Below are 21522 nucleotides of genomic sequence, written 5' to 3'. Positions count from 1 at the left end.
CATGAACATCCGGGCCCGGCTCACCTTGCTCTACAGCGTTCTCTTCGTGCTCTCCGGCGCGGCGCTGCTGACCATCACCTACCTGCTGGTCTCCCAGACCAAGCGGAACCTGGTGCTGCGCAGCTTCAGCGGGCAGGGCGACCCGCCGCCTCCGGCCCTGCCCGATCTCGTCGACCGGGCCCGCTCCGAGGCCGAGCGCCAGCACCAGGCCACCCTGCACGCGCTGCTCATCTACTCGGGCGTCGCGCTGGCGATCATGACGGTGCTGGCCCTGCTGCTGGGCTGGCTGATGGCCGGCCGCATCCTCAGCCCGCTGCGCACGATGATCGCGACGATCCAGCGGATATCGGCCCGCAACGTGCACGACCGGCTCGCCGCGACCGGCCCCCGCGACGAGCTCAAGGACCTCTCCGACACGGTCGACGGCCTGCTGCAACGGCTGGAGACGGCACTCGACGCGCACCAGCGGTTCGTGGCCAACGCCGCGCACGAGCTGCGCACCCCGATCACCCTCGAACACGCGCTGATCGAGGAGACTTTGACCGACCGGACGGCGACGCTGCCGCAGTACCGGGCGCTGGTCGAGCGCCTGCTGGAGCTGCGCCGGCAGCAGGCCGCGATGCTGGAGTCGCTGCTCACCCTGGCCGGCAGCGAGCGCGAGCTCGCCCGGCACGAACACGTCGATCTCTCCGAGATCGCCGACCGGACGGTGGCGGCCTACCGGGTGGGCGCTCTGCACGCGGGCGTACGCCTGGGCACGCGCATCGACTCGGCCTGGACCAGCGGTGACCCGGCGCTGGTCGAGCGCCTGGTCGCCAACCTGGTGGACAACGCGATCGCGTACAACGTGCCCGGCGGCTCGATCGAGGTGACCACCGGCGTCCGCGCCGGCCAGCCGGTACTGACCGTCGCGAACACCGGCCGGCCCATCCCACCCGACCGCGTCGCCGACCTGTTCGAGCCGTTCCAGCGCCTGGACCGCACGGCCGGCCGGGCCGGCCACCACGGCCTGGGCCTGTCGATCGTCCGAGCCATCGCCACCGCCCACGACGCCACGATCGACGCACACCCCGGCCCGAGCGGCGGCCTGCGCATCGAGGTCACCTTCAGCAGCGACCGCGAGCTGGTCGCCGCCGCAAACACGGGGAACGTGGACAGCGCCTCGGTCAGCTCGTCCTTTCCGTCCGCTCGATAGCCTCGAAGATGTCCGCATCGACTTCTCGCTGCCACACCGGCAGGTCCTCCCAGGCGGCGACGTACGACGGCTTTGGATTTTCGATCCGCAGATGTATCTGGGCCGTCCAGCAAGCCGCCACGAATTGGCCTTTCTGAACCCGGGTGAGAAGACGTGCGGCCCCTTCGCTGCTTCGCAGCAGGTCGGCCACGAGTTGATAGACCGCGCCGGCGCTCTGCCGCTCCCACTCGGGAGTGTCGTCCCACGGCGCGACATAGCCAGCTTTGGGCTCGCCGGGGTAATGCTTGCCGACCCCGGATATCCATGCCTCGCGAAAGATCTTGCCAGCTTCTGCGGTCACTGAGGCGCCTTCCAGATGTACGTCGTGGTCACTTTGATGCGATTGCCAGGTGCGCGATTTCGTTGTTCAAGTTGCGAACGTGCGGATCCTTCGAGAACCGGGCCAGATGGGGTCGCAGGTCTTGTAACCTGCGCACCACGACTCCGGACGCGGTCTGCCGGGCGTGATCCACCGCAGCTGCTCCGTAGGTCACCAAGCGCAGCACGTCCGGCCGTAGCGCACTGGTCATCGCCAGATCGACGAGGGCGATTCCTCGCCGTCGCCCTGCGTGATGGCGGGTCAGGAGTTCAACCAAGAGCGGCTCCGCCAAGTCAGGCCGGCGCTGCTGCACATAGCAGCTTGCGCGGTCCTCCACGAGTCGGGAGCCGTCGAAACGTAGCCATCCGCCGTTGCCGGGACTCGTGAGGGCCTGTACCTGTTCGGCTTGTTCGAGGGCACGTTCGCAGGCCGCTTGATCGCCGACACCCGCCACGGCCTGAGCACGCACCGAGGAGACCCACTGACGGGTTGCCAGCTGCGGATCGCCCCTGCGGGCCAGGTCAGCAGCAAGCCCGAGCAGCGGAACCGCATCGCGGAACCGGCGCTCGTAAACGCTGATGTAGGCCTGCCGAGTCAGCGCACAAGCCCAAAGATCCATCGCGTCCGCCTCCCGCGCGGCCATCGCCGCAAGGGTGTAGCAGTAGCTGGCGTCGGCGTATCGGTTGGCGTCGAAGAGGATTTCGCCGGCGAGTTGAAAGACGTCGGCATTCAGGGCGCACACCATCGCGCGTACCACCGTGGACTGTGGTCGGCGCAGCACATCGGTCAGCCGCTGCACCTGGGCCCAGACGGCCGGCGCCACGTCGGCCTTGGCCGGGGCCAAGACGAAGGCCGTCCACAGACTTGCGTTGACCGTGGTGAGCTCACCGAGAGCGGCTCGACCCAGACGCCCGCGCTCCGATGCGCCCAGCCGGCCGAGGTCCTCTTCGTTCGCTGGGTGGGCAGGTGAAGAGGCGCTGACCACCGCGGTGGCTGCGGTAACCAGCCGCAGAAGCTCTCGTCGCTTCATGTCGCTCGATTCTGGGTCTCGGCTCCGAGAGCTCTCATTCTGGTCGCGGTACTGGCCAGGTGAGGTCGATTCCTGCGCCCCACCGTCGGCGAAGCTGATCGAGACCTTGCAGCCGAGCGCCGCGGCTATGGCGTGCAAGGTGGCCAAACGGGCAGTTCTGCGCTGCCCTTGCTCCAATCTGCGAATGACGTCGACGGATACGCCGGCACGTTCGGCGAGTTGCTCCTGCGTCAACCCGTTGGCGTGCCGCAGGGCGGCGATCTGCCGGCCGATCATCGGCGCGCCTCCGATCGCTGAGTGGCCATCCGACGGTATCGCCCGGCCGGCATCCCAGGAAGCCGCCGGCCGCCGCCTATGCCGTCGCGTCCTACCCGGCGGCCAGAACGTCCGGGGCCGACTATGCCGTCCGGTCCCTTCATCGACGCGACCCAACGCGGGTTCATGGAGTCAAGAAGCATCACCCAGCGCGGCACGACAGGAGGAATCATGGCCGCTCCCACCACGCCCATCGGTCTCAACGATCACCGGACACTGCTGCCGGCAACGTTGACCGATCGGCTCGTAGACCGGATCACCTCGGAACACCCCGAACTGGCATCGGGAATGCCCGCGCGCATTCTGGACCAGACCGTCGCCTTTCTGGGCACCTGCGCCACGTCGACCGAGCAGCTCGGACCGAGCCCGCTCGTAGACATCGGATGGCACGCATTCATCCTCTACACCCGCGAATACGCCGAGTTCTGCCACCGCATCGCCGGACGGTTCATCCATCACGTCCCCGACGACAGCCCTACCGGGGACGAATGGCCAACAACGCCCACGTCCGGCCCGGTGACACTGGCCGCCACCGTTTCCGCGATCGGTCAGGCCGGCTACCGGGTCGACCCGCAACTGTGGTCGATGGCTGCGGCTTCGGACTGCTCGCAGTGTCACGCCGGATGCCACGACAGCCCGACTCGGTGACGGATGGCTCGCGGCTGGGGACGTAGTCTTTCCCCAGCCGCGGACTAAGGAGGCTGCGACTTGCCCCGCCGCCACTGGCACGAACTCCCAACCTCCGTTCTTGCCGAGGTCAAGGCACGTGTCGGCCCTGTTCTTCGAGTGACTTCCATCGAGGCGGGATCCGTCTCCGATGTCGCTGTCGTGCTGGAGACCAGCCAAAACCGTTACTTCTGCAAGGGTGTCTCACCCGACAACCCGAAGGGCTGGATGCACCGCAACGAGGCTCTGATCAACCCCTGTCTGCCGACTCGAGTACCGCGTCTGCGCTGGCGGGTCGACACGTACGGCTGGCTGGTGCTGGGTTTTGACTACGTTCCGGGTCGGCACCCCGACCTGGCCCCGGGCTCGCCCGATCTGCCGGCGCTGGCCTCGGCGCTGATGACAATGGCGGCGGCGCTCACCCCGTGTCCGGCGAAGGACGTGCAGCGCGCCACCGTGCGATGGGCCGGTCGCATCGCGCCCGGTGCGATCGACGGCGACACCCTGGTACACACCGACGTCACGCCGCACAACTTCTTGGTCAACGATGCGGGGATCACGGTCGTGGATTGGTCGATGCCCTGCCGCGGAGCCGCGTGGATCGACACCGCCCTCATGGTCATCCGGCTGATTCGGGCCGGCCATGCGCCGGAGCAGGCGGAGGCTTGGGCAAGCCAGATCCCGGTGTGGGCGGATGCCCGCCCGGAGGCGGTCGACGCCTTCGCCGCCGGGGTCGCCGCACTCAACCGAGAACGGCAACACCAACGGCCGTCCGCCGGCCACCTCGGGCCCCTCGCCGATGCGGCCGCCGCCTGGACCCGCTATCGCGCCGGCGGCTCAGTGGCGGAACGCGGCATGGCCCGTGAGAGCCTGGCCCAGCACTAGCGTGTGCATCTCGGTGGTGCCCTCGTAGGTGAGCACCGACTCCAGGTTGGCCATGTGCCGCATCACCGGGTACTCGTACGAGATGCCGTTCGCGCCCAGGATCGTCCGGGCGGCCCGGCAGATCTCCAGCGCCTCCCGCACGTTGGTGAGCTTGCCCAGGCTGACCTGTTCCGGGGCGAGCAGGCCACGGTCCTTGAGCCGGCCCAGGTGCAGCGCGAGCAGGCCGCCCTTGGCCAGCTCGACCGCCATGCCGGCCAGCTTCGCCTGGGTGAGTTGGTAGGACGCGATCGGGCTGCCGAACTGGACGCGGCTGCCGGCGTAGTCGAGAGCGGCCGCGTAGCAGCTGCGGGCCGCGCCGAGGGCGCCCCAGAGAATGCCGTAGCGGGCCTCGTTGAGGCACGAGAGCGGGCCGCGCAAGCCGCGTACCTCCGGCAGGGCCGCGTCGGCCGGGAGCCGCACCTGGTCGAGCACCAGCTCGCTGGTCACCGAGGCACGCAGCGAGCCCTTGTGCTTGATCGGCGGCGCCTGGAAACCCTTGGCCGAGGTGGGTACGACGAAGCCGCGGATGCCCTCGTCGGTCTGTGCCCAGACCACCGCCACGTCGGCGACGCTGCCGTTGGTGATCCACATCTTGCGGCCGGTCAGCACCCAGTCGCCGCCGTCGCGGCGGGCCCCGGTGCGCATCGAGGCGGGGTCGGAGCCGGCGTCCGGCTCGGTGAGACCGAAGCAGCCGATCGCCTCGCCGGCCGCCATCGCGGGCAGCCATTGTTCGCGCTGCTGTTCGCTGCCGTGCCGGCGGATCGCGTACATGGCCAGCGATCCCTGCACGCTGACCAGCGAGCGCAGGCCGGAGTCGGCGGCCTCCAGCTCGAGGCAAGCCAGGCCGTACGCGACCGCGCTCATCCCGGCGCAGCCGTAGCCGGTCAGGTGCATGCCGAGCAGGCCGATGCCGCCCAGCTCCTTGGCCAGCTCGCGCACCCCGGGCAGCTCGCCCTGCTCGAACCAGTCCGCCACGTGCGGCAGCACCCGGTCGGCGCACCAGTCGCGGACCGTCTCGCGGACCGCGCGCTCCTCCTCGGTGAGCACCTGGTCGATGCCGGCCGGGTCGAGCGGGTCGATGGTCATCCGGTCTCCTTCAGCCATGCGCGGATCATGTCGGTGTGCTCGCCGAGCAGCGGCGGGCGGGTGGCGGGGGCGGTCGTGGCCTCGGCGTACCGGATGGGGTGGCGTACCTGCCGGGAATCGCCCACCGCAACCACCGGATCGAGGCCGAGCGTGGTCGCCCGGGTGATCGCCTCGCCGATGTCGCCGACGAGGCCGGCCGGAACGCCGGCCTTGGTCAGCAGTCTCTCCCACTCCGCGGCCGGTTTGGCGTGCAGCGCCTTCTCCAGGGTTGCCACCAGGTCGTCCCGATGCGCGACCCGGGACGGGTTGGTGGCGAAGCGGGGATCGGGCGCGATCTCCAGCACCTCGCACAGCCGCGCGAACTGGCGGTCGTTGCCGCAGGCGACGGCGATCGGGCCGTCGGCGCAGTGCAGCGTCTCGTAGGGCGCGATCGAGGGATGCCGGTTGCCCATCCGGCGCGGCGGGACGCCGGTGGCCAGGTAGCCCGAGGCCTGGTTGACCAGCCCGCCGAGCAGGCTGGAGAGCAGATCGACCTGTACGCGATCGCCGCGACCGGTCCGTTCCCGGTTGCGCAGCGCGGCCAGGATGCCGATCGTGGCGTCCTTGGCGGTGAGCACGTCGACCAGGGCGACGCCGACCTTGAGCGGCTCCCCGTCCGTCTCGCCGGTGATGCTCATCAGCCCGCCGACGGCTTGGACCAGGAAGTCGTAGCCAGGCAGATCCGCGTCCGGGCCGAAGCCGGTGATCTCGCAGTAGACCACCGACGGGTTCATCCGGCTTATCGCCGCATAGTCCAGCCCGAAGCGGTCGGCCTTGAGGTTGTGCACCAGGACATCGGCCCGCCGCGCGAGGTCCATGGCCGTTTCGCGATCCGCTGGATCGTCGAGATCAAGCGTGATGCTGTATTTGCTCCGATTTATACCTTCAAAGTAGGCGGCCTTGCCGTCGGCCGTCCACGGCGGACCCCAGGATCGGGTCTCGTCGCCGGCGCCGGGCCGCTCGACCTTGACGACCATCGCGCCCAGATCGGCGAGGGTCATGGTGGCGAGCGGCCCGGCCAGCACCCGGCTGAAGTCGGCGACCACAATCCCGTCGAGCGGCGCGGTCACCGTTCCCGGTTCCCGTCGACCCGGCGCGTTCGCTGTTCCCGGTTCCCGTCGACCCGGCGCGTTCATTGTTCCCGGTTCCCGTCGACCCGGCGCGGGATGCGCCATGGGTTCGCGGCGCGCAGCGGCGGGGGCAGGGCCGCGTCCGGCGCGTTCTGGTAGGTCACCGGCCGCAGGAAGCGTTGCAGCGCGGCGGCACCGACCGAGGTGTGCGCCGGCGAGGTGGTGGCCGGCCACGGCCCGCCGTGCTGCTGGGCCCAGCCGACCGCGACGCCGGTGGGCCAGCCGTTGACCACGACCCGGCCGCTGGTGCGAGACAGCCGTTCCACCAGGCCGGGCAGGTCGGGGTCGTCCTCGGCGGCGTGCACCGCGGTGGCCAGGCTGCCGGGCAGGATCTCCAGCACCTCGTCCAGTTCCTCGCGGCTGCCATATTCGGCGACCAGCGCGACCGGCCCGAAGACCTCCTCCAGCAGGGTCGGATCGCTCCTCAACCCCGCGGTGGTAACCGCAAGGACTGTCGGTTGCGCTTTCCATCCGCCTTCGGCCTCGGCCGTACGGGTGAGCACGCGCGCCCCGGTTTCCTCCAGGTTCTTGACGCCCTGCTGATAGGCGACGGCGATCTGCTCGGTCAGTAGCCAGCCGCGCGGCGCGTTTGCTCCGAGCGCCGCCGCTACCCGTTCGGGTATGCCCGCTTGGGCGGGCGCGAGCAGCAATCCCGGCTTGGTGCAGAACTGGCCCATGCCGAGCGTGAAAGATGCGACAAATCCGTTTTCATCGAAATTGCCCGCGGCGGCCGGGGTCACGACCGCGGTGTTGACCGTGCCCATCTCGGCGAAGACCGGGATCACGTCGTCCCGCTCCGCCGCCTGCCGCCACAACGCCAGCCCGCCACGCTGTGACCCGGTGAACGCCACCGCCCGGATCCCCGGATGCCCGACCAGCCGCGACCCGGCCGCGAACCCGCCGATCAGCCCGAGCGACCCGGCCGGCGCGCCCGTCTCGTCGAGGGCGCTCCAGGCGAGCTCGGCCAACGCGGCCGACAACCGCGGGTGCGCAGGGTGGGCCTTGGCCACCACCGGGCAGCCGGCCGCCAGCGCGGTCGCCGTGTCGTGGCCCAGCACGCCGAAGCCGAACGGGAAGTTGCCGGCCCCAAAGACGGCGACCGGTCCGAGCGGCACATTCACCCGGCGCAGGTCGGGCGGCCCCGAGTCGATCGCGGCGCCGAGCCAGCCGCCCTCGCGGACCACCGACGCGTAGAACCGGATCGTGTCGGCGGCGCGCCCGCACTCCTCGATGAGCCGCGGCAGCCCGAGCGCGACCTCCTCGTCGGCGGCCTCGGCCAGCTCATCCTTCCGATCCTGCAGGGAATCCGCGATCGCCTCGAGCCAGCCGGCCCGCTCGCCGGGCGCGGCCGCGGCCACCTCCTGCGCCGCCGCCACCGCCGCCGCCACCGTGTCGTCGACCTCGTCCAGGGTGGACTCGGGCGGCGCTTCCAGGGCGGCACCGGTCCGCGGGTCATACGAACTCATGCCGTGCCTCCCTTTGGCATGCCCTTCTGGCCCTCGCCTGCGGCCTGGGCGGGCCACTCGCGGGAGTGCCGCTCGGTGCAGGCGGTCACGCCGTCACCTTGCGGACGGCCTCGACCAGCACGTCGACCGCGTCGTCGAGCAGCTCGAAGTCGATCACCAGCGGCGGCAGGAGCCGGATCACGTTCGAATATGTGCCGCAGGTCAGCACGAGCACGCCGCGCTCGTGGCAGTACTTGGCCACCGCCGTGGCCGTGGCCGGCGCGGGCGCCTTGCTGCCCGGCTCCACGAACTCCAGGGCCAGCATCGCGCCCCGGCCACGGACGTCGCCGACCGCCGACACGTTCGTGGCAAGCTCCGTCAGACGCGGCAGCACCCGGGCACCGATCTCGGCCGCCCGGCCGGCCAGATTCTCCCGCTCGATAGTCTCGAGTGCGCCGAGCGCGGCCGCGCAGGCGATCGGGTTGCCGGCGTACGTGCCGCCGAGACCACCCACGTGCACGGAGTCCATGATCTCGGCGCGGCCGGTCACGGCGGAGAGCGGCAGGCCGCCGCCGAGCGCCTTCGCCGTGCACACCAGGTCGGGCACGATGCCCTCGTGCTCGACCGCGAACATGGTGCCGGTGCGGGCGAGCCCGGTCTGCACCTCGTCGGCCACGAAGACGATCCCGTTCTCCCGGCAGAACTCGGCGACCTTGGCGAGGAAGCCGGGCGCGGGGACGACGAAGCCGCCCTCGCCGGCGATCGGCTCGGCCACCACGCACGCGACCCGGTCAACCCCGATCTGAGTGCGCAGCACGTCGGCGAAGCGGGCGAACGCGTCATCGGTGCCGGCGCCGCGGAACGGGTCGGCCGTCGGCACCCGGTGGATCTCCGGGGAGAACGGGCCGAACGAGTGCTTGTACGGCATCTGCTTCGCGGTCATCGCCATGGTCAGCGACGTACGCCCGTGGTAGGCGTGATCGAAGACCACCACCGCGGGCCGGCCGGTGTACGCCCGGGAGATCTTGACGGCGTTCTCCACCGCCTCGGCCCCGGTGGTGAACAGCGCCGTACGTTTCTCGTGGTCACCCGGGGTCAGCCGGTTGAGCGCCGCGGCCACGTCGACGAAGCCGTCGTACTCGGTGACCATGAAGCAGGTGTGGGTGAAGCGCCCGGCCTGCTCCCGGACCCGCTCGACCACGTTCGGGTCGGACGCGCCGACGCTGGTCACCGCGATCCCGCAGCCCAGGTCGACCAGATGGTTGCCGTCGACGTCCACGACGATGCCGCCGCCGGCCCGCTCGACGAAGATCGGCAGCGTGATGCCGAAGCCGGCCGGAACCTCCTTCTGCCGGCGGGCGTGCCGTTCCCGGGAGAGCGGTCCCGGGATCTCGGTCTTCAGCAGGCGGCGCTGCTCGATGCCCTTGTGAAATAACCTGGTCATCTCACGCCTCGATGTTCGACATGACGTGCTTGATCCGGGTGTAGTCCTCGAGGCCGTACATCGACAGGTCCTTGCCGTACCCGGAATGCTTGAAACCGCCGTGCGGCATCTCGGCCACCAGCGGGATGTGCGTGTTGATCCAGACGCAGCCGAAGTCGAGCCGCTTCGCCATCCGCATGGCCCGGCCGTGGTCCTTGGTCCAGACGCTGGACGCGAGGCCGTACTTCACGCCGTTCGCCCAGCGCAGCGCCTCGTCCTCGGCGGTGAACCGCTGCACGGTGATGACCGGCCCGAACACCTCGTTCTGGATGATCTCGTCCTGCTGGCTCAGACCGGAGACGACGGTTGGTGCGTAGAAATATCCGGCATCTCCCACCCGCTGGCCGCCGGCGTTGAGCGATGCGTGGTCGGGAAGCCGGTCGATGAAGCCGGCCACCTTCGACAACTGCGCCGCCGAGTTGACCGGGCCGTACAGCGCGTCGGTGTCGGACGGCGGCGCGGTCTTGATGCTCCGGGCCTGGTCGGCGAGGGCGGCGACGAAGTCGTCGTGCAGGCCGGGCCCGACCAGCACCCGGGTCGCGGCCGTGCAGTCCTGCCCGGCGTTGAAGTAGCCGGCGATCGCGATGGCCTCGGCCGCCGCCTCCAGATCCGCGTCGTCGAAGACGATCACCGGCGCCTTGCCGCCCAGTTCCAGGTGCACCCGCTTGAGGTCGCGCGCCGCCGAGCCGGCCACCTCCATCCCGGCCCGTACGCTGCCGGTGATCGACACCATGTCGACGTCCTCGTGGTCGACCAGCGCCCGGCCGGTGTCCCGGTCGCCGGTGAGCACGTTGAACACGCCCGGCGGCAGGAACTCGTTGGCGATCTCGGCGAGCAGCAGGGTCGAGGCCGGGGTGGTGTCCGACGGCTTGAGCACGACCGTGTTGCCGGCCGCGATCGCCGGAGCGAACTTCCAGACCGCCATCATCATCGGGTAGTTCCAGGGCGCGACCTGCCCGCAGACCCCGATCGGCTCGCGCCGGATCATCGAGGTGTGCCCGGCCATGTACTCGCCGGCCGACCTGCCCTCCAGCACCCGCGCGGCGCCCGCGAAGAACCGGATCTGGTCGATCATCGGCGGGATCTCCTCGTCCAGCGTCAGCTGGATCGGCTTGCCGGTGTTCCGGCTCTCCACCGCGACGATCTCGTCGGCCCGCGCCTCGATCGCGTCGGCGATCTTCAAGAGAGCACGCTGCCGCTCGCTGGGCGTAGTGGCCCGCCAGGTCTCGAACGCCGCCCGGGCCGCCTTGACGGCGTTGTCCACATCGGTCGCGCCGGAGAGCGGCGCCTCCGCGTAGACCGCACCGGTGCTGGGATCGATGACATCGCTGGTCTTACCATCCACGGCGTCGACGGACGCCCCGGCGATGAAGTTCTGCATCTTCTCTCCTGGTTCGCGGCTCGGGGTTGTGGACGATCGCGGCTGTTTCGTCGTACCGCCGTGCTTCAGTCGGCCCCACCCAACAAGGGTGGGGGTGGCCCGCGGAAGACAAACAGCCCTCAAAATTCGCGCCTTGCCGTTCTGAGTCTCGCGCGCTGGCCGGATGTCTCGCTCAAACCCTTCTAGGTCGACGCCCGCACCCACGACCTTGAAGCGGAAATGCGCGGTGTGCGCAGGAACTCTTCATGGTTGCGGCTGCGCCAGCGCCAGCGAGGGGGTTTGGGGGAATGTCAGGCGGGGACAGGGGTTGGCTCTCGCGATGTGGGCGCTGTGGTCACGAGCCGGGACGGAGGCGTCCACGCTGCGAGACCGGCGGCGGCGCGCCCGGCTTGGCGCCGGAGCGAGCTAAGTCGGCGTGGAGCCGGCCCGGCGCCCGGACGGGAGAGCGCGCCATATGAACGCCTCCTGACAGCTCGGGTTGTGGACACTGGCGGAAATTGTCGTACCGGGGTGCTTGGCTCGCCCCCACCCAAACAGGGTGGGGGCGGTCCAGTGGAAACAAAACAGCCCGCGAAACGATCAACTAGTCGACGGCGGCGGAAACCGGGATGGCGTCCCCGGCCGGGGCCTCGCTGCGGTCGTGCGGCTTGGCCACGAAGAGATAGACCAGGCCCACGCCCACCACGAGCACCGCGGACAGAATCACCAGATAGTTGTCGTACCACGCCGCGTCCGGGGTGCGCGGCCATGCCATGTTGATTGCCGCGAGTACGCCGTAGACAAATGCCGCGATGTTCACCGGAAGCCCCCAGCGCCCCATGCTGAACTTGCCGGCCGGCACCCAGCCCTTGAGCCGGGCCCGCAGCGCCGCCAGCACGATCATCTGGAAGCCGATGTAGATGCCGAGCGCGGCGAACGACACGATCCGGGTCAGCGCGCTGGCCGACAGGGTCGAGCCGAGGATCACCAGCGCCGGCACCACCGCGGTCACCGCCAGGGCAAACGGCGGCACGTGCCGGGCCGGCGAGAACTTCGCCAGGAAGCGGCTGCCGAGAATCATCCGGTCCCGGCCGTACGACTGCAGGAGCCGGCTGCCGGCCGCCTGGAGGCTGAGCGCGCACGACAGGAACGAGATCAGCACGACCCCCAGGACGATCCGGGTGCCGACGCTGCCGAACGCGCCCTCCAGCACGGTGTGTACCGGGTCGGCGTCCTCGCCGCTGATCACCTTGCCGAAGTCGGGCACCGCGAGGATCAGCGCCACGGCCACGAAGATCGAGGCGGCGCCGCCCACGTAGATGGTCATCCGCATCGAGCGTGGTATCCGCGCGCCCGGGTTGCTGACCTCCTCGGCGACGTCGCCGCAGGCCTCGAAGCCGTAGTAGAGGTAGACGCCGATCAGCGACGCGGCCAGGAACGCCGCGGCGTACGAGCCGCCGGAGCCGGCGCCGAAGGTGTGGAAGATGGCGCCGAGGTCGTGCACCCGGTGGGCGGTGAGCAGCCAGATGCCGACCACGACCGCGCCGGCCAGCTCGGCCGCGAAGCCGAAGATCGCCGCCTGGGCCAGCAGCTTGGTGCCGCCCAGGTTGAGCAGCGTGGCGATCGCGACGACCACGAGCGCGCAGATGACCGTGCTGGTGGTGGACGGTTCGAAGCCGAGCATCAGCGCCATGAACGGGCCGGCGCCGTAACTCACCGACGCGATCGTGGCCAGCAGCGCGAGCGCGTACACCCAGCCGGCCATCCACGCCCAGCGCCGGCCCCACAGCCGCCGGGCCCAGGGGTAGATGCCGCCGGAGACCGGGAACTGCGAGACCACCTCGCCGAAGACCATGGCGACCAGCAGCTGGCCGACGCCGGCGATGACCAGCGCCCAGATCATCGGCGGGCCGCCGGTGGCGAGGGCGAAGCCGAACAGGGTGTAGACGCCGACGACCGGGGAGAGATAGGTGAAGCCGAGGGCGAAGTTGCCCCACATGCTCATCTCGCGGCGGTATTCGGAGGTGTATCCGAGAGCGGCGAGCGCGGCGGCGTCGTCCCCGCCGCCGCTTCCGCTTTCGGTGATCGATTCGGTTCCGGCCATGTGGGGGTGCCTCCTGGATCGTTCGGGGAACTGTGCGGAAGCGGGCCACAACCCCGCTGAAGTGCAGCCATGCTAAGTTCGCCGACCGCCGGGACAATGACGCCGGATTGTCGAATCAGGGGCGGCCGGACACTACGATCCGTCCATGCCGGTGACCGCCGAGGAACTGCTCGCCATGCCCGCTCTCGGGCTGCGCCTGGTGACCGGCGATCCCGCCGCGACGATCCGCTGGGCGCACTCGGTCGAGCTGCTCGATCCGACTCCCTGGCTGGCCGGCGGGGAGCTGGTGCTCACCACCGGGCTGCGGCTGCCCCGCTCGGCCGAGGGCCGGCGGCAGTATGTCGACCGGCTGGCCGACGCGAACGTCACCGGGCTCGGCTTCGGCGTCGGGCTCGGCCACGACCGTATCCCGCCCGCGGTCGGCCGGCAGTGCGCGGCCCGAGGCCTGCTCTTGATCGAGGTGCCGCTGCCCACGCCGTTCCTGGCGATCAGCGAGGCCGTCGCCGACCTGCTCGCCCAGCAGGCCGGCGCCGCCGTCCGCCGTACGCTCGAACACCAGCAGCGGATGGCCCGGGCCGCGCTCAACGCCGGGGTGGCCGGCATCGTGCGCAGCCTCGCCCGGGCGCTGGACGCCGAGGTGGTGGTGACCGACGCGCACCACCTGATCCTGGCTGCCTCCCCCGGGGACGGGGGCGCCCTGCTCACCCGGGCCACCGCCGAGCTCGGCGCCGAGGCCCGCTCCGGCAGCCCGCTCGGGCTCAGCGTCTCGGCCGGCGACGAGCACCTGATGGTGCAGTCGCTCGGCGTCGGCGGTACGCGGCAGGGCCTGCTCGCCGTCGCCACTCACCGGCATCCGCAGCACCCCGATCAGCTGCTGCTCACGCACGCCGCGTCGCTGCTCTCGCTGGAGCTGGAACGGCCGCGCGAGCTGGTCGAGGCGCACCGCGGGCTGCGCTCGGCGGTGCTCGGCGTGCTGCTCGACGGCGACCTGCCGGCCGAGGTGGCGCACCGGCCGCTGCGTTTCTTCGGCTTCGCACCCACCGACCGGCTGGTCGTGCTGCTGGCCCAGAGCAGCTCGCCCGATCGCACCACCACGGCGGCCGGCTCCGCGACCTCCCCGGAAAGCCCACGACCCACGGCGGCCCAGCGTGTCGAGCACCGCCTGGAGGATCTGGACGGCCGCCCTTACCTGCTGACCGGCCGGGCGGAGGGCGTGGTCGTGGTGGTGCGGGCCGACGACCAGGACAGCGTCGTCGCCGCGCTGGAGGCGGCCGACGTGACGCTCGGGGTCAGCGGCGTCACCACCGCGGGCGGGCTGGCCGCGGCGTTGCGTACGGCGGTGCAGGCCGCGGCCGACGCCCGCTCGATGCGCCGGCGGGTGGCCCGCTTCGGCGACCAGCGGCTGCCCGCGCTGCTCGCTCAGGAGGCGGTGCGCAGCGCGGTCGGCCACCTCGCCGACGACCTGCTCGCCCCGCTCGCCGCCCATCCGCTGCTGTGCCGGTCGCTCGACGTCTTCCTGCAGCACAACGGGGTGTGGGAGACCGCGTCCCGGGCGCTCGGCGTGCACCGGCACACGCTGCGGCACCGGATGGCGCGGGTGGCCGAGCTGACCGGGCTCGACCTGGAGTCCGCCCAGGACCGGGCCGCGCTGCTGCTGGCCCTGCTGGCTCGCAAGCTGTACGGGCTTGATCACTCGGCGGCCGGGATGTCCTAAAGTTGGCACTGCACGCTGAGAAAACGAACCCGCCGCTTACTATCGCGGTCTCGATCCAAAACGAGACCACGGGGGGCCTACCTGCGCACCTTTTCCGTACCGGAACGAGTCGGCGGCTTCGGCCTGCTCGTCGCGGTCGGTGCTGCGCTCTGGCCGACCTTCACGGTCCGCGCCGGCGTCGGGCTGCCGTGCCCGCTGCGGACCCTGACTGGCGTCCCCTGCCCGGTGTGCGGTATGACGACCGCGGCGGTCGCCCTGATCCGAGGGCACGCCGGCGCGGCGCTCTCGGCCAATCCCATGATCTTCGGGCTGGCGGCGCTCGCCGTCGCCGCCGGCCCGCTCGTGGTGTTGCGTGCCACGGGTGTGCTGAAACCACCGGAACCGTGGCCGGCTGCTCGGCGACGGTGGGTGGAACGGCTCATCTGGCCGCTCGCGCTCGCGAGCTGGCTCTTCCAACTGCATCGGCTCGGTATCGACCGGGCCTCGTAAAGGAATGCCGAGATGACATACCCTCCCAACAACGATCCTCAATACGGGCAGCAGCCCCCGCCGTACGGCCAGCAACCACCGCAGTACGGGCAGCCGCAGCCGCCGCAGTATGGGCAGCAGCCGCCGCAGTACGGCCAGCAGCCCCCGCAGTACGGCCAGCAGCCGCCCCAGTACGGCCAGCAGCCCCCGCAGTACGGCGCGCCGCAGTACGGCCAGCCGCAATACGGCACGCCCGGCGGCTACGGCGGGGTGGCCGCCAACTACGCCAGCTGGGGTTTGCGCGCCGGCGGCTACCTCATCGACTCGCTGGTGATCCTGCCGTTCTACATCGTCGCGATCATCGTCGCCGCGGTGGCCGGCAACAGCAACGGCACCGGCGGCGGCGCCTTCGCCCTGGTCTCCATCATCTACCTGGCCGGCCTGGCCGTCTTCTGCTACAACCGCTGGTACAACGGGGGTAAGGGCCAGACCTGGGGCCGCAAGATGGTCGGCGTCCGCCTCATCAGCGAGGAGACGGGTCAGCCGATCGGCACGGCCATGGCCTTCGTCCGCGACCTGTGCCACATCCTCGACTCGCTGGCCTGCTACATCGGCTGGCTGTTCCCGCTGTGGGACGAGAAGCGGCAGACCTTCGCCGACAAGATCATCAAGACCGTCGTCATCAAGTGACCGTGCGCGGGTGCCGGCCGTCGACGGCCGGCACCCGCCGGTACTACCCGACGTCGGCGACCGCCACCCGTTCGATCTCGAAGACGGCCAGGTCCCGGCGAATCGGGCGTAACAACTGCTCGCGGTACTGGTCGGCGGTCCACTCGCGGGCCAGCGTCAGGCCGCGCCCGGCCAGCAGGCGTGGCATCTCGGCCGGTTCGAAGCCGGTCTGCCAGCCGAAGCGGCGGACCCGGCCGGCCTGCTCCGGGTCGCTCAGCACGGCGCGCGGCAGGTAGGTGAGGACGAGCCGGCTTCCGGCGGGGAGGCTTCCCGCGTACGCGAAAATGCTCTCGACGACCGCAAGCGGCAGGTACTGGGTGACGCCCTCGCAGATCATCAGGGTCGGTCGATCGGCGTCGTGGCCGGCGGCCGCGAGCACCTCGCCGAGCGGCTCCCGGGTCAGGTCGGCCGGGACGTAGCGCACCCGCGCGGGCGGATCGCCGAGCCGCGCCCGTTTCGCCTCCTGCACCCGCGGCAGATCGAGCTCCCAGATCCGGACCGTGCGCATGGCGGCCATCCGGTAGGGCCGGGTGTCCATCCCGGCGCCGAGGATCACGACTTGCCGCACTCCGCCGACGAGCGACTCCCGGCAGGCGTCGTCGATCGCGCGGGTACGGCAGACGACGCCCCCGAAGAAGCCGGGCGCGGCCATCTCCATCAGCGGCATGAAGGCCCGGCGAGCCAGTCGATGCCGGACGACCCAGGCGGCCCAGCCGCTGAGCAGCTTCTCCGCCACCGGGTCCTCGAAGAGCCGCAGATCGGGTCGGGTCTTGGCTTCCAGCGCCCGCAGCAGCCCCACTCCGAAGGCGGTGCCTTCGACCCGCTCCCCTGCCATGCCTAGACCGTAGTGGAGAGCCGAATTTCATGCGTGGGGGATGAAGACGGGGCCGCGTGCCGAGGCGGACGTTGGAGGATACCGCCGCGACGCCGTCGTCCTGATGGACGGCCCGAGGCGGCCGGTCCGGCCAGGGAGGCGCGTGTGACCAGCGTGTACCCGGCGACCGCCCGACCCCGCCGCGCGCCGGGTCGTACGGTACGCCGCCAGCTCGCCGCGGCGGCGGCTCTCGCCCTGGTGGCCGCCACTCTCACCGCCTGCGGCAGTGAGGGCGGTCCCCCGGTAATCACCTGGTACATCAACCCGGACAACGGCGGCCAGGGGCGCCTCGCCGAGCAGTGCGCGTCCGCCTCGAACGGGGCGTACAAAGTGGACGTCCAGGTGTTGCCGAACGACGCGTCGCAGCAGCGCGAGCAGCTGGTGCGGCGGCTCGCGGCCAAGGACAGCTCGATCGACGTGATGAGCCTCGACCCGCCGTTCGTCGCCGAGTTCGCCAACGCCGGGTTCCTTCACCCGTTCGACGCTCAGGACCAGCAGGCGCTCACCGCGGGCGTGCTGAAGGGCCCGCTGGCCACCGCGTACTGGAAGGACCAGCTGGTCGCGGCGCCGTTCTGGGCCAACACGCAGCTGCTCTGGTACCGCAAGTCGGTGGCGAGCGCCGCCGGCGTGGACCCGACCGCGCCCGACTTCACCTGGAACAAGATGATCGAGGCGGCCACCGCCCAGCACAAGGTAATCGGCGTGCAGGCCAACCGGTACGAGGGCTACATGGTCTGGATCAACGCGCTGGTGGTGTCGGCCGGCGGCCAGATCGTCACCGACGTCGAGGCCGGCAAGAACGCCAAGCCCGCGATCGCTTCCCCGGCCGGCGACGAGGCGGCCCGGATCATCGGCGATCTCGCCCGGTCGCCGGCGGCGCCGCCGGCGATGTCCAACGCCGGCGAGGAGGAGTCCCGCTCGGCGTTCCAGGGCCCGAACGGCGGCTTCATGGTCAACTGGCCGTACGTGTACAGCGCCGCGAAGGAGGACGTCAAGGGCGGCGGCATTGCGCAGTCCGTGGTGGACGACATCGGCTGGGCGCGATACCCGCGGGTCACCGCGGACAAGCCGAGCGCGCCCCCGCTGGGCGGCATCAACCTCGCGATCGGCGCGTACACCACGCACCCGCAGCAGGCCCTCGACCTGGTGAAGTGCGCGACCTCGCTGCAGAACAACATCGCCTACATGCTCGACGCGGGCAACCCGGCCGCGAAGGGCGCCGCGTACGACGACCCGAAGGTGCGCGAGGCGTTCCCGATGGCCGACATCATCCGGCAGTCGATCAACGATGCCGGGCCGCGGCCGATCACCCCGTACTACAACGACGTCTCCACCTCGGTGCAGATCACCTGGCATCCGCCCACCGACGTCCGCGCCCCGCAGACGCCGCAGGAGACCCAGCAGTTCATGTCCGACGTCCTGCAGGGCAAGCGACTCCTGTGAGAGGAGCACCCCGATGACCCTGACCGAGGAGCGGGTCGCCGCACCCGCGCCCAAGAAGAAGGCCGAGGTCTCCGACCGGGCCCGGCACGAGCGGCGGCTCGGCCTGACCCTGTCCGCGCCGGCGTTCGTGGTGATGGTGTTCGTGACCGCCTACCCGCTGGTCTACGCGGTGGTGCTGTCGCTCTACAACTACCGGCTCACCGACCCGGCCGGCCGGTCGTTCGTGGGGCTGCGGAACTACGTCACGGTGCTGACCGACCCGCTGTGGTGGACGGACTTCTCCACCACCCTCCTGATCACCGTGTTCAGCGTGGCGGTCGAGCTCGTGCTGGGCTTCGCGTTCGCGTTCGTGATGTACCGGATCATCCGCGGCCGCTCGTGGGTGCGCACCGGCATCCTCATCCCGTACGGCATCATCACGGTCGTCTCCGCCTACATCTGGCGCTACGCGTTCCAGCTGGACTCGGGCTTCGTGAACCAGTGGTTCGGCCTGGGCGACTACAACTTCTTCGGGCAGCGCTGGTCGTCGCTGTTCGTCATCATCCTCTCGGAGATCTGGAAGACCACGCCGTTCATCTCGCTGCTGCTGCTCGCCGGCCTGGTCCAGGTGCCGGAGGAGATGCAGGAGGCGGCCAAGGTCGACGGCGCCACGGCGTGGCAGCGGCTCAAGCGGGTGACGCTGCCGAACATGAAGGCCGCGATCATGGTGGCCCTGCTGTTCCGCACGCTCGACGCGTGGCGGATCTTCGACAACCCGTTCGTCATGACGGTCGGCGCGAACAAGACCGAGACCCTGTCCTTCCTGGCGTACCGGCAGAACGTGACGCTGGTGAACCTGGGCGCGGGCTCCGCGGTCTCGGTGCTGCTGTTCCTCACCGTCGTGGTGATCGCGTTCGTCTTCGTCAAGGGCTTCCGGACCGATCTGTCGCAGGTACGGGGTGATCGGTGATGGGCGAGCGCAAGGTCAGCAACTGGTGGACCGTCTGGGGCGTGCTCATCCTGGTGTGGGCGCTCTTCCCGCTGCTGTGGATGGTGTCCCTCTCGTTCAAGGACCCGAACACGTTCCGCAGCTCCACGCCGACGTTCTTCCCGCAGAAGTGGGTGTGGGACAACTACAAGACCGTCTTCACCGACTCGCTGTTCACCAGCGCGCTGCGCAACTCCGTCTTCATCTCGCTGATCGCGACGGGGCTCGCGGTCGTGATCGCCATGTTCGCCGCGTACGCGATCGCCCGGATGGACTATCCCGGCAAGAAGCTACTGCTCTCGATGGCGCTGGCCATCGCCATGTTCCCGCAGGCCGCGCTGGTCGGACCGCTGTTCAACATGTGGCGGAACCTGGGCATCTACGACACCTGGATCGGGCTGATCATCCCGTACCTGACGTTCGCGCTGCCGCTGTCGATCTGGACGATGTCGGCGTTCTTCCGGCAGATCCCGTGGGAGATGGAGCAGGCCGCGCAGGTCGACGGCGCCACCGCCTGGCAGGCGTTCCGCAAGGTGATCGTCCCGTTGGCCGCGCCGGGCGTGTTCACCACCGCGATCCTGACGTTCTTCTTCTGCTGGAACGAGTTCCTGCTGGCGATCTCGCTGACCTCGACCGACAAGGCCCGGACCGTGCCGGCCGCGCTGTCGTTCTTCACCGGCGCCTCGCAGTTCCAGTCGCCGATCACGTACATCATGGCCGCCTCGGTGGTCGTCACCATTCCCGTGGTGATCCTGGTGCTGATCTTCCAACGCCGCATCATGGCCGGCCTCACCGCCGGTGCCGTCAAGGGCTGAGCAGGAGGGGACCCGTCATGGCCGAGATCAGCATCCGCAACCTCGTGAAGCGCTACAGCGACGGCTTCCAGGCCGTCAACGACATCAGCCTGGAGATCGCCGACGGCGAGTTCGTCATCCTGGTCGGCCCGTCCGGCTGCGGGAAGTCGACGCTGCTTCGGATGATCGTCGGGCTCGAGGACATCACCTCCGGCGACCTGCTGATCGGCGGGGAGCGGGTCAACCAGAAGGCGCCGCGCGACCGCAACCTGGCCATGGTGTTCCAGAACTACGCGCTCTACCCGCACCTGACCGTCTTCGAGAACATCGCCTTCCCGATGCGGCTCAAGAACGTGCCGAACGACGAGGTGACCAAGCGGGTCACCGAGGCCGCCGAGCTGCTGCAGCTCACCGAGCACCTGCAGCGCAAGCCGGCGCACCTGTCCGGCGGGCAGCGGCAGCGGGTGGCGATGGGCCGGGCGATCGTCCGCAAGGCCGACGCGTTCCTCTTCGACGAGCCGCTGTCGAACCTGGACGCGAAGCTGCGCGGGCAGATGCGCACCGAGATCGCCCGCCTACAGCATCAGCTGGGCACCACGACGGTCTACGTCACGCACGATCAGACCGAGGCGATGACCCTGGGCGACCGCATCGCGGTGCTGCGCAAGGGGCTCTTGCAGCAGGTCGGCACGGCACGGCAGCTCTACGAGGAGCCGGTCAACCTGTTCGTGGCGGGCTTCATCGGCTCGCCGCCGATGAACTTCCTGCCCGGCCGGATCAAGGGCGGCCAGGTCGAGACGCCGTTCGGCAGTGTCTCGGCGGCCGGGCCGCGGCTCAGCAAGGTCGGCGACCAGGAACTGGTCATCCTCGGCCTGCGGCCGGAATACTTCGAGGACGTACGGCTGGTGGAGCCCGCCAAACGCGGGCGCGGCAAGACGTTCACCGCCGAGGTCGACGTCACCGAGTGGCTGGGCAGCCAGCTCTACGCGTACGTCCCGTACGACGCCCCGGCCGAGATCAACGAACGGCTCGAGGAGCTCGAACGGGAGCTGGACAGCGAGCAGATGCGTACCCAGCTGGTGGTCGCCCTCGACGCGGCCAGCCGGATCCGCTCGGGCGGCCGGGCGGAGCTGTGGTTCGACCCGGAGCGCATGCACGTCTTCGACGCCGCCACCGGCGAGAACCTGACCCGCGACCCCGATCGGGTCTTCGAGGCCGACAGCGACGAGCCGACCGAGGAGGGGCAGGAAGTCCGGCGTTGACCTGTCGCCCGTAAGTTTCGGAGCCTCCTGCTGCCGCACTGTCCGCACGGACGGCCGGCGTTCGCGGAAGTTTCCGATACGTATTGACTCCTTTCGATGGATGGCCGGAGACTGCTTTGGGAGCGCTCCCGAAAAC

General features: G+C 70.2%; 19 protein-coding genes. 10 read left to right on the top strand and 9 right to left on the bottom strand.

Annotation, left to right across the window (positions count from 1 at the left end; genetic code table 11):
- Position 1 precedes the first annotated feature (1 nt).
- A complete protein-coding gene (locus tag ODJ79_RS00890) occupies positions 2–1195 on the top strand; it encodes a sensor histidine kinase (RefSeq protein ID WP_263021319.1) in 1194 nt (397 codons plus the stop codon).
- On the opposite strand, the gene ODJ79_RS00885 is transcribed toward ODJ79_RS00890, so the two are convergent.
- Positions 1167–1535, bottom strand: a complete 369-nt coding sequence (locus ODJ79_RS00885) for a hypothetical protein (RefSeq protein WP_263021318.1) — start codon at positions 1533–1535, stop codon at positions 1167–1169. The genes ODJ79_RS00890 and ODJ79_RS00885 overlap by 29 nt on opposite strands.
- 28 nt (positions 1536–1563) lie before the next feature.
- A complete protein-coding gene (locus ODJ79_RS00880; protein ID WP_263021317.1) occupies positions 1564–2859 on the bottom strand; it encodes a helix-turn-helix domain-containing protein in 1296 nt (431 codons plus the stop codon).
- 210 nt (positions 2860–3069) lie between these two features.
- On the opposite strand from ODJ79_RS00880, the gene ODJ79_RS00875 reads away from it, so the two are divergent.
- Positions 3070–3546 (top strand): glycine-rich domain-containing protein, encoded by a 477-nt coding sequence (locus tag ODJ79_RS00875; RefSeq protein ID WP_263021316.1) that lies wholly within the window; start codon positions 3070–3072, stop codon positions 3544–3546.
- A gap of 60 nt (positions 3547–3606) precedes the next feature.
- Positions 3607–4449: a phosphotransferase gene (locus ODJ79_RS00870; protein WP_263021315.1), complete on the top strand. Its 843-nt coding sequence runs from the start codon at positions 3607–3609 to the stop codon at positions 4447–4449.
- On the opposite strand, the gene ODJ79_RS00865 is transcribed toward ODJ79_RS00870, so the two are convergent.
- From ODJ79_RS00865 to ODJ79_RS00840, 6 genes are all read right to left on the bottom strand, one after another.
- On the bottom strand, positions 4402–5574 hold the full coding sequence (locus tag ODJ79_RS00865; protein WP_317620625.1) for an acyl-CoA dehydrogenase family protein: 1173 nt from the start codon (positions 5572–5574) through the stop codon (positions 4402–4404). The two genes, ODJ79_RS00870 and ODJ79_RS00865, sit on opposite strands and share 48 nt — an antisense overlap.
- A complete protein-coding gene (locus ODJ79_RS00860; protein ID WP_263021314.1) occupies positions 5571–6683 on the bottom strand; it encodes a CaiB/BaiF CoA transferase family protein in 1113 nt (370 codons plus the stop codon). Before ODJ79_RS00860 ends, ODJ79_RS00865 begins: the two co-directional genes overlap by 4 nt.
- A 62-nt stretch (positions 6684–6745) precedes the next feature.
- Positions 6746–8209, bottom strand: coding sequence for an aldehyde dehydrogenase family protein (locus ODJ79_RS00855; RefSeq protein ID WP_263021313.1), 1464 nt, complete (start codon positions 8207–8209; stop codon positions 6746–6748).
- Positions 8210–8294: 85 nt separating this feature from the next.
- Entirely contained in the window at positions 8295–9632 is a 1338-nt protein-coding gene (gene gabT / locus ODJ79_RS00850; RefSeq protein ID WP_263021312.1) for a 4-aminobutyrate--2-oxoglutarate transaminase, read from the bottom strand.
- Between the two features lies 1 nt (position 9633).
- Positions 9634–11052: a gamma-aminobutyraldehyde dehydrogenase gene (locus ODJ79_RS00845; RefSeq protein ID WP_263021311.1), complete on the bottom strand. Its 1419-nt coding sequence runs from the start codon at positions 11050–11052 to the stop codon at positions 9634–9636.
- A gap of 583 nt (positions 11053–11635) precedes the next feature.
- Positions 11636–13135 carry an APC family permease gene (locus tag ODJ79_RS00840; protein ID WP_263021310.1) on the bottom strand — a complete coding sequence of 500 codons (1500 nt, stop codon included), beginning with the start codon at positions 13133–13135 and terminating at the stop codon, positions 11636–11638.
- Positions 13136–13280: 145 nt separating this feature from the next.
- Here ODJ79_RS00840 and ODJ79_RS00835 point away from each other — a divergent pair, with 145 nt between their 5' ends.
- From ODJ79_RS00835 to ODJ79_RS00825, 3 genes are read left to right on the top strand one after another with little or no spacing between them, the layout of a single operon-like run.
- On the top strand, positions 13281–14849 hold the full coding sequence (locus tag ODJ79_RS00835; RefSeq protein WP_263021309.1) for a PucR family transcriptional regulator: 1569 nt from the start codon (positions 13281–13283) through the stop codon (positions 14847–14849).
- A 15-nt stretch (positions 14850–14864) separates the two neighbouring features.
- Positions 14865–15338 carry a DUF2752 domain-containing protein gene (locus tag ODJ79_RS46965; RefSeq protein WP_317620624.1) on the top strand — a complete coding sequence of 158 codons (474 nt, stop codon included), beginning with the start codon at positions 14865–14867 and terminating at the stop codon, positions 15336–15338.
- Positions 15339–15350: 12 nt separating this feature from the next.
- Positions 15351–16007: an RDD family protein gene (locus tag ODJ79_RS00825; protein WP_263021308.1), complete on the top strand. Its 657-nt coding sequence runs from the start codon at positions 15351–15353 to the stop codon at positions 16005–16007.
- Positions 16008–16050: 43 nt separating this feature from the next.
- On the opposite strand, the gene ODJ79_RS00820 is transcribed toward ODJ79_RS00825, so the two are convergent.
- Positions 16051–16881, bottom strand: coding sequence for a class I SAM-dependent methyltransferase (locus tag ODJ79_RS00820; protein WP_263021307.1), 831 nt, complete (start codon positions 16879–16881; stop codon positions 16051–16053).
- Between the two features lie 144 nt (positions 16882–17025).
- Here ODJ79_RS00820 and ODJ79_RS00815 point away from each other — a divergent pair, with 144 nt between their 5' ends.
- Genes ODJ79_RS00815 through ODJ79_RS00800 form a run of 4 tightly spaced genes read left to right on the top strand, consistent with a single transcriptional unit; the run spans position 17026 to position 21386 of the window.
- Positions 17026–18363, top strand: coding sequence for an extracellular solute-binding protein (locus tag ODJ79_RS00815; RefSeq protein ID WP_263021306.1), 1338 nt, complete (start codon positions 17026–17028; stop codon positions 18361–18363).
- 13 nt (positions 18364–18376) lie between these two features.
- Entirely contained in the window at positions 18377–19312 is a 936-nt protein-coding gene (locus ODJ79_RS00810; protein WP_263021305.1) for a carbohydrate ABC transporter permease, read from the top strand.
- Complete coding sequence (locus tag ODJ79_RS00805) at positions 19312–20145, top strand: carbohydrate ABC transporter permease (protein ID WP_263021304.1); 834 nt, start codon at positions 19312–19314, stop codon at positions 20143–20145. Before ODJ79_RS00810 ends, ODJ79_RS00805 begins: the two co-directional genes overlap by 1 nt.
- A 17-nt stretch (positions 20146–20162) precedes the next feature.
- Positions 20163–21386, top strand: coding sequence for an ABC transporter ATP-binding protein (locus tag ODJ79_RS00800; RefSeq protein ID WP_263021303.1), 1224 nt, complete (start codon positions 20163–20165; stop codon positions 21384–21386).
- The last annotated feature ends 136 nt before the right edge of the window (positions 21387–21522 follow it).

The organism is Actinoplanes sp. KI2, assembly GCF_025630775.1.
Lineage (GTDB): Bacteria > Actinomycetota > Actinomycetes > Mycobacteriales > Micromonosporaceae > Actinoplanes.
This window is presented reverse-complemented; position numbering and strand designations above follow the sequence as displayed.